This is a genomic window from Buttiauxella sp. AC038 (assembly GCF_979253565.1).
In genome coordinates this window covers 1,118,804-1,136,657 of sequence record NZ_CEEDCQ010000001.1, presented here as the reverse complement: position 1 = coordinate 1,136,657, position 17,854 = coordinate 1,118,804, and the positions used below count along the sequence as shown (strand labels likewise).

At 39.8% G+C, this 17,854-nt stretch carries 20 protein-coding genes and 1 pseudogene; 13 read left to right on the top strand and 8 right to left on the bottom strand.

Going from position 1 to position 17,854, the window contains the following annotated elements:
* The first annotated feature begins 56 nt into the window (after positions 1–56).
* On the top strand, positions 57–1,298 hold the full coding sequence (locus tag AC0IXI_RS05410; protein ID WP_471682038.1) for an integrase: 1,242 nt from the start codon (positions 57–59) through the stop codon (positions 1,296–1,298).
* A 421-nt stretch (positions 1,299–1,719) separates the two neighbouring features.
* A complete protein-coding gene (locus tag AC0IXI_RS05405) occupies positions 1,720–2,172 on the top strand; it encodes a hypothetical protein (RefSeq protein WP_057532882.1) in 453 nt (150 codons plus the stop codon).
* Positions 2,173–2,205: 33 nt separating this feature from the next.
* Here the strand turns inward: AC0IXI_RS05405 and AC0IXI_RS05400 are convergent, their stop codons facing one another.
* The 7 genes from AC0IXI_RS05400 to AC0IXI_RS05370 all read right to left on the bottom strand — a co-directional run bounded on the left by AC0IXI_RS05400 (position 2,206) and on the right by AC0IXI_RS05370 (position 9,880).
* Positions 2,206–3,405: a phosphorylase family protein gene (locus tag AC0IXI_RS05400; RefSeq protein ID WP_471682037.1), complete on the bottom strand. Its 1,200-nt coding sequence runs from the start codon at positions 3,403–3,405 to the stop codon at positions 2,206–2,208.
* Between the two features lies 1 nt (position 3,406).
* A complete protein-coding gene (locus AC0IXI_RS05395; RefSeq protein ID WP_471682036.1) occupies positions 3,407–3,865 on the bottom strand; it encodes a PleD family two-component system response regulator in 459 nt (152 codons plus the stop codon).
* A 210-nt stretch (positions 3,866–4,075) separates the two neighbouring features.
* Positions 4,076–5,356, bottom strand: coding sequence for a hypothetical protein (locus AC0IXI_RS05390; protein ID WP_471682035.1), 1,281 nt, complete (start codon positions 5,354–5,356; stop codon positions 4,076–4,078).
* Complete coding sequence (locus tag AC0IXI_RS05385; protein WP_471682034.1) at positions 5,353–5,892, bottom strand: hypothetical protein; 540 nt, start codon at positions 5,890–5,892, stop codon at positions 5,353–5,355. The genes AC0IXI_RS05390 and AC0IXI_RS05385 overlap by 4 nt, the downstream gene beginning before the upstream one ends.
* Before the next feature lie 2,033 nt (positions 5,893–7,925).
* On the bottom strand, positions 7,926–8,654 hold the full coding sequence (locus AC0IXI_RS05380) for a hypothetical protein (protein ID WP_471682033.1): 729 nt from the start codon (positions 8,652–8,654) through the stop codon (positions 7,926–7,928).
* A gap of 87 nt (positions 8,655–8,741) precedes the next feature.
* Positions 8,742–9,617 carry an IS3 family transposase gene (locus AC0IXI_RS05375; protein ID WP_471682032.1) on the bottom strand — a complete coding sequence of 292 codons (876 nt, stop codon included), beginning with the start codon at positions 9,615–9,617 and terminating at the stop codon, positions 8,742–8,744.
* Complete coding sequence (locus AC0IXI_RS05370; RefSeq protein ID WP_050321356.1) at positions 9,614–9,880, bottom strand: IS3 family transposase; 267 nt, start codon at positions 9,878–9,880, stop codon at positions 9,614–9,616. Before AC0IXI_RS05370 ends, AC0IXI_RS05375 begins: the two co-directional genes overlap by 4 nt.
* A 252-nt stretch (positions 9,881–10,132) precedes the next feature.
* Here AC0IXI_RS05370 and AC0IXI_RS05365 point away from each other — a divergent pair, with 252 nt between their 5' ends.
* From AC0IXI_RS05365 to AC0IXI_RS05350, 4 genes are all read left to right on the top strand, one after another.
* Entirely contained in the window at positions 10,133–10,339 is a 207-nt protein-coding gene (locus AC0IXI_RS05365; protein ID WP_050321355.1) for a helix-turn-helix transcriptional regulator, read from the top strand.
* A gap of 148 nt (positions 10,340–10,487) precedes the next feature.
* Positions 10,488–11,144: a DUF3987 domain-containing protein gene (locus tag AC0IXI_RS05360; RefSeq protein WP_471682031.1), complete on the top strand. Its 657-nt coding sequence runs from the start codon at positions 10,488–10,490 to the stop codon at positions 11,142–11,144.
* A complete protein-coding gene (locus AC0IXI_RS05355) occupies positions 11,107–11,577 on the top strand; it encodes a DUF3987 domain-containing protein (RefSeq protein ID WP_471683202.1) in 471 nt (156 codons plus the stop codon). The genes AC0IXI_RS05360 and AC0IXI_RS05355 overlap by 38 nt, the downstream gene beginning before the upstream one ends.
* The gene (locus AC0IXI_RS05350; RefSeq protein ID WP_471682030.1) at positions 11,531–12,037 is read left to right on the top strand and encodes a DUF3987 domain-containing protein; all 507 of its coding nucleotides are present in this window, start codon (positions 11,531–11,533) and stop codon (positions 12,035–12,037) included. The genes AC0IXI_RS05355 and AC0IXI_RS05350 overlap by 47 nt, the downstream gene beginning before the upstream one ends.
* A 383-nt stretch (positions 12,038–12,420) precedes the next feature.
* Here AC0IXI_RS05350 and AC0IXI_RS05345 read toward each other — a convergent pair.
* A pseudogene (locus AC0IXI_RS05345) lies at positions 12,421–13,055 on the bottom strand (inovirus Gp2 family protein).
* A gap of 635 nt (positions 13,056–13,690) precedes the next feature.
* Between AC0IXI_RS05345 and AC0IXI_RS05340 the strand changes: the two are divergent.
* From AC0IXI_RS05340 to AC0IXI_RS05310, 7 genes are all read left to right on the top strand, one after another.
* Positions 13,691–14,131 (top strand): hypothetical protein, encoded by a 441-nt coding sequence (locus AC0IXI_RS05340; RefSeq protein ID WP_050321352.1) that lies wholly within the window; start codon positions 13,691–13,693, stop codon positions 14,129–14,131.
* Positions 14,132–14,147: 16 nt separating this feature from the next.
* Positions 14,148–15,407 carry a hypothetical protein gene (locus AC0IXI_RS05335; RefSeq protein WP_471682029.1) on the top strand — a complete coding sequence of 420 codons (1,260 nt, stop codon included), beginning with the start codon at positions 14,148–14,150 and terminating at the stop codon, positions 15,405–15,407.
* Positions 15,408–15,421: 14 nt separating this feature from the next.
* Positions 15,422–15,595: a hypothetical protein gene (locus AC0IXI_RS05330; protein WP_471682028.1), complete on the top strand. Its 174-nt coding sequence runs from the start codon at positions 15,422–15,424 to the stop codon at positions 15,593–15,595.
* A gap of 34 nt (positions 15,596–15,629) precedes the next feature.
* The gene (locus AC0IXI_RS05325; RefSeq protein WP_471682027.1) at positions 15,630–16,058 is read left to right on the top strand and encodes a hypothetical protein; all 429 of its coding nucleotides are present in this window, start codon (positions 15,630–15,632) and stop codon (positions 16,056–16,058) included.
* Positions 16,059–16,132: 74 nt separating this feature from the next.
* Complete coding sequence (locus AC0IXI_RS05320; protein ID WP_057532575.1) at positions 16,133–16,954, top strand: DUF932 domain-containing protein; 822 nt, start codon at positions 16,133–16,135, stop codon at positions 16,952–16,954.
* A 69-nt stretch (positions 16,955–17,023) separates the two neighbouring features.
* On the top strand, positions 17,024–17,494 hold the full coding sequence (gene radC / locus AC0IXI_RS05315) for a RadC family protein (RefSeq protein WP_115115101.1): 471 nt from the start codon (positions 17,024–17,026) through the stop codon (positions 17,492–17,494).
* Positions 17,495–17,506: 12 nt separating this feature from the next.
* Entirely contained in the window at positions 17,507–17,830 is a 324-nt protein-coding gene (locus tag AC0IXI_RS05310) for a type IV toxin-antitoxin system YeeU family antitoxin (protein ID WP_154151199.1), read from the top strand.
* Positions 17,831–17,854 lie beyond the last annotated feature (24 nt).

Sequence of the window (17,854 nt, the reverse complement as noted above, 5' to 3'; positions counted from 1 at the left end):
GGCACCTCATAAAGCATTATTGTTTTTGAGGTGCCTAAAACTATGGAAACCCGGCAATGGCAAGACAAACCAAACCTCTATCCGTTAAAGAAATCGAATCAGCCAAACCCAAGGAAGCGGACTACGTTCTCTATGATGGCGATGGCCTTGAGCTACTCATCAAATCAAGTGGCAGCAAAATCTGGCAGTTTCGCTATCTTCGCCCTGCCACCAAGAAGCGAGCGAAAAAGAGCATTGGAGCTTACCCGTCAGTTACCCTTGCTGATGCGAGAAGCTACCGGGCAGAGGCTCGCGTTCTCCTCGCAAAACAAATCGATCCGCAGGAGCATCAGCAAGAACAACTCCGCAGTTCGCTTGAAGCCAAAACCAACACTTTCCAACTCGTAGCTGAACGTTGGTGGAATGTGAAGAAAACCAGTGTGACCGAGGACTACGCAGAGGATATCTGGCGCTCGCTGGAGAGAGATGTTTTACCAGCGATTGGCGATATCAGTATTACAGATATTAAAGCTCATACACTGGTTCAGGCCGTTCAACCGGTTCAGGTCAGAGGAGCGCTGGAAACCGTCCGTCGCCTGTGCCAACGAATCAATGAGGTCATGGTTTATGCTCAAAATACTGGCCTAATTGATGCGGTTCCTAGCGTCAATATTGGCAAAGCCTTTGAGAAGCCTCAGAAGAAGAACATGCCAAGCATTCGCCCGGATCAGTTACCTCAACTCATGCAGACTATGCGTACCGCTAACATTATCCTACCAACACGATGCCTATTCATGTGGCAACTTCTTACTATCACCCGCCCTGCCGAAGCGGCTGAAGCCCGCTGGGACGAGATAGACCTGGAAGCGCGAGAATGGAAAATCCCCGCATCACGCATGAAAATGAACCGTGACCACACTGTTCCATTGTCAGATGAAGCAATTGCGATATTGGAAATGATGAAGCCGTTAAGTGGCAACCGGGAATTTATCTTCCCTAGCCGTATCAAACCCAACCAGCCAATGAATAGCCAAACCGTAAACGCTTCACTGAAACGTGCAGGTTTTGGTGGTGTACTTGTTTCACACGGTCTGCGATCTATTGCAAGTACGGCCCTTAATGAGCAAGGCTTTCCGCCAGATGTCATTGAGGCTGCCCTTGCCCATGTAGATAAGAACGAGGTTCGCCGGGCTTATAACCGCAGTGACTATCTTGAGCAACGTCGCCCAATGATGCAATGGTGGGGTGATTTTGTGATGGCTGCAGATCGTGGAAATATCATAGCAGGTGGGGAAAAAGGAATACGGCTCATTGTATGAGCCTGTAATTTATAATGAAGTGAGAACTTATCAGCAGGTCAATTAAATGTGTATATATCTATACACATGCGTTCATGTCAAGAAAGTGTTGCATTGACATGCATTGCACATCCACAAATAAAGATAAATGCCAGATAAAATTAAATCGCTGAGTTCTATTAATTTTGAATGTTTATCTCATAAACAATTACACACAGAGAAATGTCAATTAATTGAACAACTATCATTAACAAACTAAATATATGGCACTCGCAACGATATATAACAAGATCTTTAAATCTCAAAGCAAGGATGATATAATAAAGGAGTTCTAATGCTTCCATAGCGACTAAAATAATTTGAAACAACGATTCGGATGAAAAATATGCCTTCCACATTATTCTCATCCTATCCTTATACTAACTACCTTTTGAGGAGTGACATGACAGAATATGATAAAATGGCGAGCGAACATGCTTGGCGTTATTTTGAACTCCATGCCCAGCAGAGAATTACGGTATTCAATTTTTACATTGCCATTACTGGTTTATTGGCAGCAGGGCTAGGTTTCTCTCTTCAACAAGAAGGAAAGTATTTATATCTGTGCTCAATCTTGGGAGCTTTCATGATTTTCATTAGCATAATATTTTGGAAACTCGATCATAGAGTCTCCATGCTAATTAAAAACTCAGAAACAGCGCTTCAATGTATTGAAAGTAATTTTCAAAACGAAAACTTTAGAATTTTAACGAAAGATAAGAATGATAACCAATTAAATACATCCGCATTCTCAAACTGGTCATATGGTAAATGTTTTCGAATCGCATTTATATTTGTTGGGAATATAGGTCTTGCGTTCATTTTTATACCAATAATAATATTTATGTCAAAGTAAAATATCGCCGCCATAAAAAGCGGCATATTTATATCATACGAAAAGTTCGTTTTTTATAAAGTCGAAAGTAAATCCCACACTAGTATAAGCCGCATATTTTTGCCAATCATTATTTTTGTTCAAGTTGGCAAAATCACAAACAGATTTAATAACAATTACTTTAGCAGGTAATTCTGCTGCAATAGAAACACTAGCCATAACACCATAAGCTTCCATTTCAACTGCAATAACATCTCGATTGGTGCTTTTTATTTTATTGACTACATCTTCATCTTCAATGACTGAAGCCCCTGAAGCCATAGGTCCAATAATAACGTGTAAATCATGTTCAGGTTTTTTCGCTAACCGACAATTGTAATATATCTCATTAAGATATTTCCTCTCAACACTTAGACGCATCAATTTTGAGCGTAGTTTTGTATCAAGATTAATTTGATGTGGAGAGGGTAAATGCGATGAAACACCATCAACCTTTGTTGATTTCCCGCTCCCCCAATCCCACACAGGATCAGCAATGATGATATCTCCAAGATTTGTTTTACCCTCAACACCTGCACAAATACCAACCATAAAAATATAATCAGGATGAAATTTCAATTGTATCTTCGTAGTCAAAGCCGAAGAGGATACCAGTCCCATACGAGGAGTTGATGCTGCCAATACGTTTTTCTTTATTCCTGAATGTAGAATCAGCTCCCCGACATGATAAATAGTGGGATCGTTAGGAAACATCGTGACTTGCCAGTTTGCCGGATGTTCTAAAACAGATTGTAATTCGATATGCTCCAATGCTGTGATGATAACTATATCTATATTGACTACATCTGCACTTTTAGTAGTTAATCTTTCAATAATTATTTTCTTGATTATTTCCTTTGATAATTCAGAACAAAGGATAACCCAGCCTTTTTCATAAAAGAAAGTCTTATGTTTTTCGTAAGAGGATTCATGAGACGTAATAGCAACAATATGCGTTGGTTTATTTATTGAAGGGTGTAACCCTACTATTTCTAATAAATTTACACCGCCATCCTCTTCAATTGACTCGCCAAGTGCACTAGGTAATTGAACATCCAAAAAAAGGATGTCAAATTTCACATCTGACATTTTCTTTAAAGCATCACTTGAATTACTACAATGTGTAATTACATCTGAACTGAGACCTGCAGATTTAATACCACCAGCTATAATTTCAACTTTCTCATAAGAATCATCAACAACCAAAATTTTCATATTAATTATTACTCTCATAGCTATAAAGATAATCTTTAAGCTTTTCCACCCATCCATCTACTGCTGCATTATAATAAACACATCCTAAATAATATTCAGGGAATTCTCTCTTAAATTCAGCATCCAAATCATTTAAATCTCTTAATCCCTTTTCAAAGGATTGATATTGAGTAACTACAATAATGGGACATAGTTTTTCTCTAAGTTTCATTTGGAACATAAGCTCTCTACCGGCAAAACTTTCGGAATCACCTCCAGTAGGCTCTTCATCAGATATGTCATAATTAGGCATACTCATATCTAATATAGCTAAATCGTAGATGTCATTCTCAGCTATATTTAAAATTGCAGAAAGAAGTGACTCACTACTAATAATTTCTGCGCTAGCGAAAACTGACTTTATAACATAACTTAATTGTTCAAATTTGCTTGATTCATCTTCAACAATCAATATCCGCATTATCAATCACCTTACTGAAGTCATAAAAAGTAAATTTTATTTCGAATGTATCGTTGCTAGTGTAGCCTATAGTCATGATGTGGTTAAGCTCTAAATCTTGGTTAAGAATCTTAGCTATTTTTATTAAACCAGTATTTCCTTCACCTTGTGCAAACGTCAAGTAATTTATATAGCTTATATATTTATGCCTGTACTCCTCGAGATTTCTGTTCACTCCTTCTCTATATCACTAATTTCTTTACATCTGTTTGATATAGTTAACTCAGCATTATCATTATCATGATGCAATAATGAAATATTTATATCGACATCATCCTTTTTAAGAAGGGATTTAGTTTTTGCATTTTCAAAAATCATATATAAAACATCAACAAAGGAGCTTAAAGTCCTCCCCTTAAATTTTAGCAATGCAGGCATATCAGATTTAACTGAAATATCAGCCGCCCTTCGGGATATTTCGATTAGCGTGTCAAAGTCAAAGGTTGCTATTTCACTTTGCTCGCTGCGCATAAACCAACTGGATATAGTTTCTATATTTACATTCATTGATTCTTTGCATCGACCAATTGCATTATTAAATTCATGAGTTACAGTTTCATCATTTATAATTTCATGGATGCCTTGTTGTAGTGATTTTATGGCATCAAAAACTCTCATGCGTAAAGTAGAATTAATTTTCGCTCTAATATCAATTAAATTATTATCGGTCTTTTTCCAAAACCATTCGATTACTGACCGTATAAAATCAGCATATGAGTTATATGATGCATACACTGTCTGGATGTAATACAACTCTATGATCGAAAGACTAAAATCAAAAAGTGCATGTCGCTTACTTTTAAGCTCACTATCAATGAGTTTATTGAAAGCCTCATTAAAAATCTTTATCTGAAACCACTCAACATTCGCTTCAGCTATAATAGATTCAAATTCTTTTGAAAAGTTTTTAAAGGCATTATTAGCTTTTTCATAATCACTTTCGGAATCAAATTTAAGATTAGACATCCAGTAATCATTTGCTTTGAACTCTGAGTTGCTCTTAATTTGTGTGGTAATTAAGTTTTCTTCAAGCAAACTTTTTCTTAAGGTTGATGGGAAATGACCATGTCGTATTCTTGTACTAAGATTGATATTGAGACCATTTGTTCCGAATACAAATTCATCTCTAATTCTAATCAATAGTTTTTCAAACAAATCATTTTTTTCATTATTACTTTGCCCAATAACATAAACACCACGAAGATCTTTCATGATAACCGATTCGTCAAATTTATCATTAGGTGTGACAAACATATCAATCAAATTTTCCAAAACCCTTTCAACTTCATTATCTGAATAATCTTTAGCTTTGAGATTTAAAAATTGATTATAAAGCTCATTTAGTCCACTGTTATCTTGCGTTCTAAGCTTACTTGTGTCCGCATATATTTTACTGTGATCAACTTGTTTAGATGCAATATTAAGAACTTGGCTTTTAGCTAATGTTTTCAACTCCTCTGATATAGCTTCGTTTTTGTTATTTTCAACCAAATAACTACATATTTTAATTCTATTTGTCTCGGTTTTTTTGTACCATGAAATAGCAATGTTAATTTCATAAGATCAGGCACACAGACAAACTCTAGAAAATAATTCAGCTGCTCCTCATCAAATAACTCTTTTCTCAAAAATAATTCATCTAAGGATTTTAAATTATTTTTTATAAAGAAGCTTTCGAGACCATAGCGAAGAATTGGTTTAAATTCATCATCTATATATCTGGTATAAATACTCAAGAAATTAGGAACGTGAATATCGTTTAGTGTATTGATTTCCTCCTTAATCCTGACACATATTTCTTTTACATTAAATAATGGGAACAGAGAACGATTTTTAATAATTTTATTCATCGCAAACTTCACAGCATCAGATGTCGAAGCACTTAGTAAATAACATTTACCAAGTAATTCCGAATACTCATTTTCTGTTAACCTATCTACACTACATGAAGTTGAATTAAGCAACTTAATTGCCGCGGGATAATCCATTTTTCTCATGTGAATGATTGCATTATATTTATCCCTTCTGAACTCATCCTTTAATATATCATCTGTGATAATTTCATTATTTCTTATTTTTCTGTAAAGATATAAAGAAGATGAGTTTGGGTGTTTTATTTAATGCGCTATTAATTAATTTTATCCCCTGTTCTTCACTGAGGTATATCGATTTCTGAGGTGAATCTAAAGGTGATATAAGATTATGTACTGCCTTGATATTATTAAGCCCTTCTGAAAAACGGTCTTCTTGCAAGACTAATAGGGATAATGAAACAAACCACGGAAGATCTTCTAATGAAAAACATATAGATAATAAATGATTGTAACTTTTAACATAATTTTTATCTTTCTTATAAATAGAACTCAGTCCATGACCAACATCAATAAAATTACCACCAATATTTGTAAAGCCTTTGTTGATTCGTTCTAAACTTTTTGTATAAAGTTCAAAAAATGGGAAAACACTCAGAAACTCAGTCCGCTGCTCTATCTGCTCACAAACATCTTTATAATTCCCTAGAGTGTAATTATCGAGAATTTCATAATCCTCTTCATTTATATCCCAGAAAGAATTCTCATTATAGGCTTTTGAAAGCTGCTTAGAAATTGGACAGTCAGTATTTTTTTAGAAAGAAAAGAAACAATTCGTGAAGGTAAAACTTCCATTTCATTGTGGTTATAATGCGTACGGTGCAAAAGATATTTCACAAGTGATTTGTATGCATCAATAATACAAGTATTTTTTCCTCATTCATTATGATTTCAAAATCATATTCATATCTATAATCTAATGGAGCAAGTTTATATATTAAATGCTCGGATATATTTTTAGGTAACGTTTCCAGTGATCCTTTGAATGAATCAATATTTTGCAGAAACGCTCCCGTTTTGTCATGCCTAGAACTAACATTTCTTACTATGTATTTAAAATACTCATTTTTACTTTCATATACGTCATCAAGAATTTCTTTTTTACTTTCATAATCATCTTCAAGATCTGCAATTGTACTATTTAACGTATAATACCATACAGAATGTCCAAATTTTTCGTAAATCTCATCGGCTATCTTCTTAGCACTAGAATAATCAGAGTTTAAAATCAGCCAAGTTATTTCCTTTTCCTTTCCTAAAAAAAGTTTAAATCATCAATGCATTCATTTATTGATGCCAATATATAGGAAATACTTTTATCAGCTAAGCGATGTTGATGGTACTATGTTTGCATAAAAACCTTCAATTTTATTATTTTTTTGAATAAGTGGTAGCTTTGAAAAATAGCTATGATTTTTTATCCTTTTATGATTCAGATATATCTCTGCGGCATTCATTTCATCAAAGTAACTTAATACCGTAATCCGCTTGTTAAGGCCTTCATCCATCCTAGAAAACATTTTCCTTCTTGCTCGCCTCTTATCGGAAGCATTAAAGATAATAGATAGCTTATCTATTTTTTAATTTTTTTACTCATCTTTCTCACCAATTAATAAATTTAGTAGAGTATCGTTTTTTACAGCATAAATGGCTGGCATTTTAGTTTGCGTAAAATAGAACAATCTATCTTTCGTAAAACATTCGAATACAGGAAACCTAAAAAGTATATAAATAAAATATTTTTCTCTATTACACGATATTACTCTTTAATATGGGTTTTCACCGAATTGTAATTGTAAATTTATTAGGCTCACTGGCTTAAATAGTTTATCTTCTTGCAGATTAGAGTTTTAGAAGTCTAGGTTTTTTTGATATCAAATTGTGCAAAAAAAATGCAATCGAAAAGAAAGCTACCGCCCTCAGATGCTTTACGCCCTGCTTCACCCAATCTTACCCATCAAAAAAAACGTCACAAATAATTAACTAAAAAACCATCACACAGATAGGCATTTTCCAACTTAACGTGCAATGATTTCATATATCCTTAGACTGGCGTCATAAAGATAAATCAGACGTAAGTTAAGTATTGTTTAAAATTCGATGATTTAAATCAATACTTAACCGCAAAAATATCACAGAATCACAACGAGTTATAATTTATTACTCTTCGCTATTAGCCTTTCAAAAGCGTATCTAATATCATCCCTCTCCCGCGACCAACGCAACACTCTTGCGCGAAGCTCACCATGCTTCAGCGTAATACCTTCCTCGTCGATAAAATCTTGTAAAGATTTATCAATGGCTTTAAAGGCATTCTCCTTTGATAACCAGCCCTGCTCTGGCTTTTCCACTGTATCCAGAAGCTCGATTACTTTTTGACGAACTGGCTCAAATTTACGCCCTCTCCCAATCCCACCTTTCCTCGCCCTGTACACACGCTGTTCACTTTTCTTCTGTTCTGTGTAACTCATCGTCACGTTATATAGCATTGATAGATCTTTTTTTAGTTCGAGATATGCACATGCTATTGCAAGGTATTTGCAAGCTTCTCTTATTCTGCCCTGTTTCCTGAAGATTTGACCAAGGGTATGCAAGCCAATGGCAATATCAATATTGCCTGTCATTGTTTTGTCACGATCGGCCTGCTGACAAATATTTTCAAACTCATGAATAAGAGCGTTGTTATAATGGCTTTCAATGTCATTCTCCCCATAAAGCTGAAAGAAGTCATAAGCCCATTTATGTCCGGATGAGGTAACAGAAACAACGTCAATATCTGGCAGGTTATCCCTCTCAATGGTCAGTTTTAACTTTAAGTCAAAACTACTGTTGAGTGATTGAAAATCCTCTTCGTAGTTAATCACAACATCTCCTTCCATTGAATTTACTCTCCTTACGTTTTACCAGACTCAATTGTACAATTTTTTTATCACTACTGTTTCGGCTCAAAGCACAATTTATTGATATCACATCGTAAAATCATAACCGCCATAAAGCATATCCGGCATTCGTACCAAAAGCGGGTTACTTGAGCTCGTCTTGATTTTCATCTCATTGAATTTACTAACAAAATCAAACAATAGAAACTGAACTTCTTTTTTTGTCGAAAAAGCAATTTTGTTAATTCTCTCACTCAACAACCACTGAATGAAATTATCGATATGATTCAGCTCCTGGCAAGGCTCCCGTCTAATTATCAGTCTCTCAGGATCAACAAGCTTCAAAGCACAACGCCATTCCCGGTGGGTGTACCTGGTGGCACCGTCGAAATGAACCAGTAATTTCTGCTGAGCTTGCTTGCCCAACAATAATGTCTGTAGAGCCCGCAACTGAAGTTCCCTAGCATCAACATCATGTAATACCCACCGGATAATTCTACCTGAGAACAAATCAATGATGATCGTCAGATTTATTTGTCCCTCATTTGTCGCAATAGCTGACGTCCCCACGATCCAACGTAGATTCGGCAGTGGTGGATGAAAATATTTTCCAGCCAAGCGAGGCGGGTAATATGTCACCGATTTTTCTACCTGGGGACATGGTCCATTGATTACGGATTGCGCCTCGATTTTCACATCCTTCAATATTGTTCGGACACGCCCCTGGCTGCACACTTCCCCTAAATCACGAAGGTCTTCATAAGTTCGCCGATAGCCATACTCGCCCCCGGAATCACGCCACACCTGGCGGACCAACTCGTGCAGTCTGCGTTCTTCTGAGGCGGGTATAGTTTCGGGTTGCTGCAACCAAGCGTAATACCCGCTCGGATGAACATCCAAAAGTCTGGCGAGTAGACGAACAGGCCAAGTTTCAGCATTCTCACGGATAAAGGCGTACTTCACTCTGACCGGGCTATGAAGTACGCCTCTGCTTTTTTTAAGGCATCACGTTCATCAGTGATACGTTCGAGTGCTTTTTTAAGCTGACTGATTTCTGCGTCAGGCTTTGAAGAAGAAGAACCCTTACCGGCTTTTTTTATCCAGGAATAAAGGCTGTGTGTTGTGATGCCAAGCTTTGCTGCTGTGGCCGGAACAGATAGTTTGTCTGCGATAACTTGCCTGACCGCATCTTCCTTAAATTCTTCAGAGTACCGTTTCCCGCTCATGGTTTCTTCGTGCTCAAATGTAGCTAAAAATGGGTATAAACTGTCTACAACAATAACGCACGATTAATTATTCATCAATAAAATAATCAGCCTTGAATCACGCAATAAAAATGAATTATATCAATTGGTTATATAAAGCCCACTCAAACTAAATCAAAACAGCACTAATCCCATTAGCAGCGGCATACCTCTGTATGTCTCAGAAAGTTAAATTTGCTTCGTCTTAATGAATCCAACAAGGAGCAAACAATCATGACAACTTCTAATGTAAAAGTGCTGCGGCTCTCTGCAGTCGTGAACAAGCTCGGTATTGCCAGATCAACCATTTATGACTGGATGAATGCTAAATCACCGCGCCATGATCCGGCATTCCCGAAACCCTACCCCTTAGGTAAGCAATCCGTTGGCTGGCTGGAATCCGAACTGGATGAATGGATTCTACAGCGACGGGCTGCATAGCCTCTCTGGCATCCTGTTGCAGCGAATACTGCAGTTGAACTAACACAAACAAATAGTGAACACCCACCGTATGCCCTTACCCGGCAGGGTAAGTCGCATCGGTGATGTCACTTTTGAATTAATCTAAAAAAATTAAAGGAAAATAAAAATGAGCTATTTACCGTTGATGCCTGTATTCCAGCACCAAACCATTCCTGTCCCAACCATCCCTGTATGGGCGTTTACATCTGTGATGCAAAATGCCATTAACCATCTACAGGATGGGGGGAAGATTCCGGTGGAATTAGCTGTCAATGTAACTTTGGCCGCTGTATCTGAAGCCTGTCAGTCACTGGTTGAAGTGATCAATCCTTTTACTAATTTGCCTGAACCTGATGCACTTTACATACTGACCCTGGCAGATTCAGGTACAGGGAAATCGACCGTAAACAAACAGCTCAGGAAGCCATTCGACAAGCTGAAAGCTGAGTTGGATGAAGCCTTTCAGGAGAAACTGGCTGCATACGAGCGTGATTATGCGGTGTGGGAGACAAAACTTCAGGCCCTGAAGAGCAACCTGCGTACCACAGTCAAAAAAGGCCTCTTTCCCAGCGACGCTGAAGCTGAGCTGGCATTACATACGGACCTGAAGCCCAATAAACCTGTATTACTCACCCTTGCCTACAATGATGCTTCGGTAGCTGCACTCATTGAAGGATTTAGTGAATATCCAACTGCAGCCGTGAACTCCGATGAAGCGAGCGGCTTTTTTGAATCCTGCGTGAAAGATAATCCGGCGTTTTTTAATAAAGCTCTGGGATGGTGACCTCTATGAACACAAACGTAGCCACCAATCTCCCCGCAGTTTCAAACCTACCTTGACCTTATCGTTAATGTCGCAAGGTCCTATCTTTCTCAATTTCATGATAAAGAACCAAGACAAGCTTTTAAACAGTGGCCTGTTAGCCCGTTTCCTGTTTACGAATATCTACTCAAGCCCCGCAGCTCGCGTAGGCCATCGTTATCGTCCTAATGCATCTGCCGATGGTGAAACTGCATTGACCAGTTTTCATATCCAGATTAGTAAATTGCTGGAAAAGCAGAAGCAACAAATTCTTTCAGGCAAAACTGAGAAGAAAACTCTCAAACTGTCCCCTGAAGCTGTAGAGTTTTGGGAGAATAAACGTGATATCTGGATTTCTTTACCAATAAATGATCCTCGTTGGCATTGTGTTGATTACATGCTGCAGAAAAGCTAACACTAATACATTACGCATAGCTGGATTGCTTCACTACTTCTCTGACCAAGACACAGACATTATTCCAATCGGTGTTGTTCAGAATGCATCTCTTATCATGGAGTGGTATCTCAGTCATGCTGCGTACTGGTTTTATCAGTTCACGGATGAATGCAAATTCATTCAGGATGCACAAGAACTTTATCAATGGATTAATAAAAAATTCATTGATAATGGTGGTATTCCATTCAAGAAAAATGAGTTGATGAAATACGGCCCGAACAAACTTCGCCGTAGCGATAAACTCGACCCTCTGCTGAAATACATAGCTGCAACCAGTGACTTTATTTGCCAGCGAATAGCACCGCATTCAGCAGATTATATTACCTGGCACATGGGCAATGGTTATTATGCGCCGATAATTGAATACCCAACCAACACTCAATTAATCTCACAGCAATTACCTAAGCAGATTAATTAACCAGACCTGATTACCACCAACACAGTACCAAACTAGGTTGTGTTATTGTTATCAACATACCAAATCCAACAGGCTCGTGACTCAGAGGTATTCACGGGCCACCTCCATCTGAAAATGAAGTACTGTCCCACCGTCAGCCCGCTACAATTGCTACTGTAGCGAGTTGTAGCGATGTTTTGAGATATTCATGCTGATAAAACACCCCATTTAGCTCAATTAACATACAAGCACCCAAGCGCACGTCTTGCTTGCTACAGGGTTGCTACAGTGCATACCTTACAATCATGTGTTAAATAAATGCTGCACACCAGGTTTTAACAACGATATTTTCGCCCTACTACGACCTTATTACAGTGACTGACACATCAGTTCTCACAAATATTTCAGTACTGACTACAACCAAAATTACGCTGTCCATCAGTACGGTCTTTTGAATGGAGTTTAGCCATATATTCCAGATGCTGAAATATCTGATATCGCCTGTACTCAAAGTGGTTATCATTAATTTTCAGTGTGAAGTCACCCTCTAGCACAAAATGTACCAACGTATAGTACCGCTGATAATCCGGTTGGGTGTGAAGATTCAGTGTTCTTACCCATGCTTCCATAATCATTAACGCTAGGCTATGTATGTACACTCCACTAACAGGACAGTAAGGCCCCACATTCCAGTACGCATCGTTATTCAGCATCAAAGCGACATGGTAATGTTTCTTACCCTTTTGCTCACCGAACTCTCTTAGCCAGACGTAACGAACATCAGTATGATGTACCCGCTTAGCCTGCATTTTTTTCGCTTCTGTGCTTGTTTTATCTGAGACTTTAGTGATTCCATAAAACGAGTCATCAATGTTGAGTCATCACGATATTGTTCATAGTTGGCATCTGGTAATCTTAAATCGACTCTCTGAATGAACGTCCTAGGATGTGCACTGAGAGATTTATTCAAGGTATCATGAATACGGTTTATGTGATGCTGATTACATGGCCCATATAACTTACTGATGTATGGTTTCATTTCCAATCCCTTATATTAATCATTTCAATACAATACTCTGGATATGTAATTAATTACTCTCATGTATCACTGATAAATATGTTTAGGTTTTGAGTGTTATGTCTCCCTTCTCTATTGTTTTATTACAGAACAGACAATAACCACTGCACAAACAGTAATATTGCAATAGTAGAAGGAAACATTAAAAGCGAGTAATTAACCTACATAATATAACTCTGAAGTTACTGTCAAAGAAGCATTAGTGATACACATCTGTGTATACAAGTAGCCCAACCCTTGCTACCCAATTAATTAGATCTTATTCCAATTTATTTCAGATCTATATCACCCAAATGAAACCGTTCAGTGAACGTAGCTTGAAATGGTGCAACCCATTGATCTGTCATGCCGATCAATAACCACAACAGTGATAGATAACACCTATTAATGTCGCCGTATTGATCGATATATTGATAAGAAATAACGATCAATTTCCAGTTTTCGATCTGTATTAACGATTATCTAGCAACCATCTCAACGAATAGAATCATCGAGTAAATTCACTATTTTGTATCTATAAATGACTTAAGTTTCATGAAATTAAGCCGTTAACTATATTGGAAACCTTACGAATGACACAGTATTAAGGAGAATAAATGGCTAAGAAATTGCTACCCAGATTGTTACTTTCTTTTGGTGTGCTTTTGAGTTCAACAACACATGCTGTTGTAAATGATCAGCTTTGGGGCGACTGGTACGGCAACATCAGTGCCATGGAGTTTGAAATCAATACACAGAATACTGCAGGTGAAGTACTCACACTGACCTGCACAAGCGGAAAGCTGGCTGCTGCTTACAGCGTACCTGCGGAAGATTACAGCGTCTCGTCACAAACAGGACTCTCTGAACCAGGAATCAGTATCAACGGTACGAACCATCCTCTGGATGAAACTGCCTTTATTGCGCTAAAAGCGACAAGTGAAAAAGACCTAATAAAGATGACCTCTATGAATGCAGCTATCTCTAAACAATTCAGCGCAAAAGGGCTGAATGAGGCCCTGGCTGATGCCACCTGGCAGGACTGTATTAATCATTAATCAAAAAGGAAACTTAATGCGTAAACTTATTGTTTTGTCACTCAGCACTATTGCTTTGATTATTCCATCGATATCTTCCGCAATGGATATTTATGGGGAAATTCATCCTGAGCGTTATACCTTTTTCCTCAATGATAAAGGCGGTGACGATTTAAAGGATTTAAATAATAAGATGATCAGTGCGATCGGTGAAGTTCATCCTGGTAATATGCAGGATGCCCTGAATATTAATAATTTGCAGAAAGAAGGTTATGACTCTACGGGCCTTGCGCCTTTTATCCCAGACAGCATTCAAAAATCAACCATTCGTGATGATGGTAAAGCCGTAAAAATCCTGACCTGCCTAGTGTCCACCGTCACTGTTCCTAACTCCACGCGTACTGTCACCATGGACAGAACCTGGTGCAAGGATGAAGTGGGTGCCGAATACATTGGCTTTAAAGGCTGGCCGTTGCGCAGTGCAATAGCAAAGTCCTGCCGCGTGGGTGACAATGATTGCCCTGTCTATCTGACTCTGCAGGGTGATGATCCCACTGTACGGGATGATTCTGTGAAGTTTGTTTCTGTGCATCCGCCCAAAGTTCAAACTGAACCCGTCATCACAACGAAAAAACCTGACCCGGCAATCATTGCTGATCTAAAAATGAATGGATGCAAAATAATCAATAAGTACAGAAATCTAGGTCCTGATTGTGACTCTGTAATTGATGTCAGTGGTGGCGGTGTTCCGTCTGATTCGCCAGTAACTGTTTATTACATCGATTATAAAAAGAATGTTGATATGGGGCGTGGTTCCGCCTCCTTAACATACCTTGACAGTGGAAAGATGCTGATTAAATTTAGAGATCGCGATGATTTTGATGGTGTTGTGGATATCGAAAACCCGTCAAATAATATCCCTGAAATGACCGAGAAAAAAGAAGGTGCCTGGAAGATTACCCGCAATGCGAGCGCAATGTTATTCAGTACGATAAATGAATCGGGCACACAACTTGAACTGGCCTGCGGTGAAAATGGTGCTTTTGCGGTTCGATACGGAACGGATGATCACTGGACAACGTCCGGCCCCATGTCACAACTCACCCTAAAAGTAGGCTCAAAGGAATTTAACCCAGATCAAACATTCTTTGAATCGCTCACGACGCTTCCGGCTGGCAGCAAAATCACTGTATTACAGATGGGACATGAATACGGGACCTTTTCCAGCCATGGTCTGGCTGAACTGTTGAAAGGCATCAGCTATCGACAGTGCCTCAATCCACAAAGCGGAATATAGAAAAGGTACTGTTTATGTCCGAAAACGCATATCAACCTGAAACACCCAATGTGACCTGGCCTGTAGTGTTGATCGTATCCGGGGTCACGCTGATGCGTAGCCATTCAGTTGTGGTTAAAACGCTGGGCGCAAGTCTCACTACGCTTAATGTGATACGGCTCATAAAAAAACTATCCACGCTTGCCTGAAATCCATCTTGCGGACTCAAAGGAAAAAAGCAATATGCCTGAAAATACCAAAGGAAAATTCAGCGGACTAAAAGACAAATTTAGTATTGCCCGGAAAAAATCGCCTGTTGATTTGCAGGAGGGGGTATCCGGTGAACCTGCACTGGATAGTCCCCTGGAAATATCAGTTTCTCGTGCTGCCAAATATAAGCAGTTGCTGGACAGTATTGTTATCAACGGTTTGCTGAACATTGCTGAAGATAAACTTAGTGATGATGCGTTTATTGAGTCAGTGTTCAGTAAGGCTTATGAGCTTCTGCCTGTACCAGTCAGACTGGTTGTCAGAAGGGAATGGTGCCTGGGTTATCTCCAGTCACGCAAAGCCCCGTTACTGGCGCAACTACAACTCTACCGGGCCGTAAGAAACGGCTCACTAGAACCGGTGCCGCTTGCCCTGGAACCCACGTTACCACCAGCTACCTAATCAGACTCATTAATAACAGCAGGGCCATCCTTCGGGGTGGCCTTTTTTATACCCATTTTTTAAAGGAGTGACACATGACCCGTTTAGCCAGCCGCTTTGGTGCAGTCAATCTTGTACGTCGCGACCGCCCGTTAACCCGCGATGAACTGGCCCATTACGTGCCGAGCGTGTTTAGCGAAGAAAAGCATGAATCCCGCAGTGACAGGTACACATATATTCCGACTATTTCCCTGCTCGATAACCTGCAACGCGAAGGCTTCCAGCCATTCTTCGCCTGTCAGACTCGCGTGCGTGACCCGAGCAAGCGAGAGCACACCAAACACATGCTGCGCCTGCGTCGCGAAGGCCAGATTACTGGCAAACAGGTGCCCGAAATCATCCTCCTTAACAGCCATGACGGCTCCAGTTCATATCAGATGTTGCCGGGATTATTTAGATCGGTTTGCCAGAATGGTTTGATTTGCGGCCAGTCGTTTGGGGAAGTACGCGTGCCGCACCTGGGTAACGTGGTGGAGAAAGTCATTGAAGGGGCTTACGAAGTACTGGGGATTTTTGACCGGGTAGAGGAGAAGCGCGATGCCATGCAGTCGCTGATGTTACCACCACCCGCGCAGCAGGCGATGGCGAAAGCAGCATTAACCTATCGCTTTGGTGAAGAGCATCAACCGGTGACGGAATCGCAGATACTTTCCCCGCGTCGCTGGCAGGATGAGAGTAATGACCTGTGGACCACTTACCAGCGTATTCAGGAAAACCTGATTAAAGGTGGGTTGTCAGGGCGAACAACTCAGGGTAAACGCGCTCATACTCGCGCTGTTAAAGGTATCGACGGTGACGTGAAACTCAATCGCGCTTTGTGGGTGATGGCTGAGAATATGCTGCAACTGGCTTCATGAACCTTTTTACCACTACTTCCTCAGGCCCTATAGGTAACTCGGCAGGGCCTTTTGCTTTAAGGAACACCTATGTCCGCACTCAATTTATCACCAGTATTTCCAGCAAACGAGCAGCGTATTATTCGCCGCGCGCTTCGACTGCTGGAGAAGTATCAGCGTCAACCCAGTGAGCCATTTATCTCCACCAGCGTCACTAAAACCTGGCTGCAACTTCAGATGGCTCACCTGGAGCGTGAGGCCTTCATCGTGATGTATCTCGACAATCAGCACTGTCTGCTGGAGCGAGAAACGCTGTTTAGCGGGACACTCAGTCATACCGAAGTGCATCCACGTGAAGTGGTTAAATCGGCCCTGAAGCACAATGCAGCTGCTGTCATTCTGGCTCACAACCATCCATCGGGGACGACAGAAATCAGCCAGCAGGATAAACATATCACCCAGCGGATCGTAAAAGCGTTGGCACTGGTGGAAGTGCGGGTGCTGGATCATCTCGTAGTCGGGAACGAAGTGGTTTCTTTTGCCGAGCGTGGTTTGCTTTGAACGGAGATTTTCATGCCATTTACACCATCCCATGAGTGGGGGTTACAAAGCGATATCACCCCAAGATTTGGAGCCAGATTAGTTCAGGAAGGCAATCGCCTACATTACCTCGCTGACAGAGCCGGTTTGACGGGGAGCTTTAGTCCAGAGCAATTACAGAAACTGGAACAAACTTTCTCTCTGTTTATCGCACAACTGGAAAATATGCTGCGTTCCGGCAAGCTCAATCCTCGTTGGCAACATCAGGTGAAGGTTCACCTTGCCGGATTAACCTGTGTAGCTGATACCCGTGCCAGTTGCGGCTACGTTTACATTTCAATTTATCCAGCCCAGTAACACCTTCTATCTTCTTCTTTTACC

Coding starts and splice junctions, on each gene's coding strand:
- AC0IXI_RS05410 (WP_471682038.1), top strand. CDS start 57: ATGGCAAGACAAACCAAACCTCTATCCGTTAAAGAAATCGAATCAGCC.
- AC0IXI_RS05405 (WP_057532882.1), top strand. CDS start 1,720: ATGACAGAATATGATAAAATGGCGAGCGAACATGCTTGGCGTTATTTT.
- AC0IXI_RS05400 (WP_471682037.1), bottom strand. CDS start 3,405: ATGAAAATTTTGGTTGTTGATGATTCTTATGAGAAAGTTGAAATTATA.
- AC0IXI_RS05395 (WP_471682036.1), bottom strand. CDS start 3,865: ATGCGGATATTGATTGTTGAAGATGAATCAAGCAAATTTGAACAATTA.
- AC0IXI_RS05385 (WP_471682034.1), bottom strand. CDS start 5,892: ATGGATTATCCCGCGGCAATTAAGTTGCTTAATTCAACTTCATGTAGT.
- AC0IXI_RS05380 (WP_471682033.1), bottom strand. CDS start 8,654: ATGGAAGGAGATGTTGTGATTAACTACGAAGAGGATTTTCAATCACTC.
- AC0IXI_RS05370 (WP_050321356.1), bottom strand. CDS start 9,880: ATGAGCGGGAAACGGTACTCTGAAGAATTTAAGGAAGATGCGGTCAGG.
- AC0IXI_RS05365 (WP_050321355.1), top strand. CDS start 10,133: ATGACAACTTCTAATGTAAAAGTGCTGCGGCTCTCTGCAGTCGTGAAC.
- AC0IXI_RS05360 (WP_471682031.1), top strand. CDS start 10,488: ATGAGCTATTTACCGTTGATGCCTGTATTCCAGCACCAAACCATTCCT.
- AC0IXI_RS05350 (WP_471682030.1), top strand. CDS start 11,531: ATGATCCTCGTTGGCATTGTGTTGATTACATGCTGCAGAAAAGCTAAC.
- AC0IXI_RS05340 (WP_050321352.1), top strand. CDS start 13,691: ATGGCTAAGAAATTGCTACCCAGATTGTTACTTTCTTTTGGTGTGCTT.
- AC0IXI_RS05335 (WP_471682029.1), top strand. CDS start 14,148: ATGCGTAAACTTATTGTTTTGTCACTCAGCACTATTGCTTTGATTATT.
- AC0IXI_RS05330 (WP_471682028.1), top strand. CDS start 15,422: ATGTCCGAAAACGCATATCAACCTGAAACACCCAATGTGACCTGGCCT.
- AC0IXI_RS05325 (WP_471682027.1), top strand. CDS start 15,630: ATGCCTGAAAATACCAAAGGAAAATTCAGCGGACTAAAAGACAAATTT.
- AC0IXI_RS05320 (WP_057532575.1), top strand. CDS start 16,133: ATGACCCGTTTAGCCAGCCGCTTTGGTGCAGTCAATCTTGTACGTCGC.
- radC (WP_115115101.1), top strand. CDS start 17,024: ATGTCCGCACTCAATTTATCACCAGTATTTCCAGCAAACGAGCAGCGT.
- AC0IXI_RS05310 (WP_154151199.1), top strand. CDS start 17,507: ATGCCATTTACACCATCCCATGAGTGGGGGTTACAAAGCGATATCACC.